Consider the following 2,405-nt stretch of genomic DNA (forward strand, 5'->3'; position numbering starts at 1 on the left):
GTTTAAAAATATAAAATTATTTTATTCTATTAGTTGTTTTTCTATTTTCTTTTTTCTCATTGATTCTCCTTTTAATTCTATCCGAAGAGCATTGTGAACGATTCTGTCTAAAATTGCATCTGCAATGGTTTGTTCAGCAATAACTTCATGCCAGGATTCAACTGGGAGCTGTGAAGCAATAATAGTTGATTTTTTCCCATGCCTGTCCTCAATTATCTCCATAAGATCCTGCCTTTTAAAGTTATCTAATGATTGAAGCCCAAAATCATCTAGTATAATGAGGTCCTGCTTTTCTATTTTATTAATTTCTTTTATGTAAGAGCCGTCAGCTTTAGCCATTTTAAGTTTAGAGAAAAGTTTATTGATATTAAAATACATTACTTTGTAGCCCATCATACAGGCTTTATAACCAATTGCTGTAGCTATAAAACTTTTGCCAACACCTGTACTTCCACAGACCAGGATGTTTTGTTTGTTTTTTATAAAATCACAAAACTCAAGTCTGTTTACCAAGTTTTTATCTACTCCTCTGGAACTGTCAAAATCGATTTCTTCCATAAAAGCTTTATACCTAAACTTGGCAGTATTGATCAATCTTTCTACTTTTCGATTTTCTCTATCATCATATTCAGAGTTAATTAAATAGGCAATAAGTTCATCATTTGTGTAATCAATATTACTTGCCTCTAAAGTAGTATTAAAGGCTCTGGACATTCCGTAGAGCCTTAACTGTTTCATTTTTTCTAATGTTTGATCATTCATATAGTTATTTTATTAATGGTTGTTATTTGTAATATTCCTTGCCTCTAATATTATTATGTATTGGTATTTCTTTATCTTCAATAGCAGGATCTTCATCAATGAAGTCTAATCCTTTCTCCAGGATAGATTTGATGATTGGGTAATTTATTTTTTCATAATCCATCGCTCTTTTACAGGCATTGTTTAATCTGTCATTGCCTACTTTTTTGGCTAAACTTAACACGCCGGTACAGGACTTATAAGATTGCTCAGGGTGCTGTTTTTTATCTAATATTTGTATTATAAATGATTTGCAAAATTCTCCAACAGAAGCTCCCCATTGGATAAACCTCTCAGGATTCCACTCTGCCACAAACTGATGTGATGTGGGCATGTGTTCTTTATTTGTTGTATAAAGATATTTGGAGTAGTCCCTCTGATGACTGGCTATTATGCGCTGCCCATGATAAATCTCAATGGTAGTTTTGCTGTAAATAATCAATACTTTCTTGCCCATATAAATAAAAGGCACACTATAATAGTGTTTGTCTTTATTGAGATAAACATGGCTGGATTTATGAACGGTTGCTTTAGCAAAACCTTTGAGCTGATAGGGATTAACAGGTAAAAATGATAGTGCTTCTTTTTCTATCTCATTAAACAAATCTAATCTTGAGTATTTCCTGCCTTTAAAAGACATTGTATTATGCTTTTCTAAAAGTGGTAAAATAGCATCATTAAGGGCTTCTATAGTAAAAAAATCTTCTTTGCGTAAAGGGGCAAAAATTCTGGTATAAATTATTCTTACTGCATTTTCAACCAGAGCCTTATCTTTTGGGTGATAAGCTCTTGTGGGAAGTATTGTAGTTGCGTAATGAGATGCAAAGTCTAATAAATATTCCGTTACTAAGGGCTCATATTTATCACTCTTTTTAACGGCTGTTCTTAAATTATCCGTTACAATAGCACTTGGAACACCCTGATAGTAGTCTAGCATTTTTACCAGACTTCCCATAAAGTCTTCTTTGTTTTGAGTCCTGGTAGCTTCTACAAAAGTAAGTCCGCTTGCTCCCAGTACACTTACAAAAACTTCTACTTCACACACTTCTCCTGTAGACTGGTCAATAACGGATAATTTCTTTCCTGTATAGTCTACAAAAACTTTATCTCCTGCCTTATGATGCATATGCATAGAGGGCTTGAGTTTGCCTCGCCAATTTTGATAATGATAGCAAAACTGAGAATAACTGTAGCCATCAGGGTGATTTTCCCTATACTCTTCCCAGAGCAATTGTCGGGTAACACCAACTCGCTTTAATTCTTTTTCTATCGTGGGAAATAAGGATTCTAAAACTATATTTTTTTCTGGAACAGCTTTTATCTGTCCATCAAAGAGTTCTTCCAGATCTTCATTACTAAGACCTGATAACTCCTGATAGGTAAAAGAATTTTGATGAAATGATTCAATATATTTCTTTACAGTATTGCGCGATAAGCCTAATTGTCTGCTTATTTGGAGCTTACTTACTCCTTGAGTATATAAACGTAATAATTGCAAAATGTTTCTCATATCCAGTCGTTTATTTGCCATATCTTTTGTTTTAAAAACAAGTAAGATATTCTTTATAAACACTACTTTTTGAGGTGGTCACTTTGAACCGGAA

2 protein-coding genes are annotated in these 2,405 nt (G+C 33.3%); both read right to left on the reverse strand.

From position 1 onward, the window contains the following. Positions 1-21 precede the first annotated feature (21 nt). Positions 22-762, reverse strand: coding sequence for an IS21-like element helper ATPase IstB (gene istB / locus KHA90_RS24905; RefSeq protein WP_213308210.1), 741 nt, complete (start codon positions 760-762; stop codon positions 22-24). 22 nt (positions 763-784) lie between these two features. Beyond that, on the reverse strand, positions 785-2,332 hold the full coding sequence (istA, locus tag KHA90_RS24910) for an IS21 family transposase (RefSeq protein WP_213308212.1): 1,548 nt from the start codon (positions 2,330-2,332) through the stop codon (positions 785-787). Positions 2,333-2,405: the final 73 nt, after the last annotated feature.

This window comes from Flavobacterium psychroterrae, assembly GCF_018380615.1.
Taxonomy (GTDB): Bacteria; Bacteroidota; Bacteroidia; order Flavobacteriales; family Flavobacteriaceae; genus Flavobacterium; species Flavobacterium psychroterrae.

Coding starts and splice junctions, on each gene's coding strand:
- istB (WP_213308210.1), bottom strand. CDS start 762: ATGAATGATCAAACATTAGAAAAAATGAAACAGTTAAGGCTCTACGGA.
- istA (WP_213308212.1), bottom strand. CDS start 2,332: ATGGCAAATAAACGACTGGATATGAGAAACATTTTGCAATTATTACGT.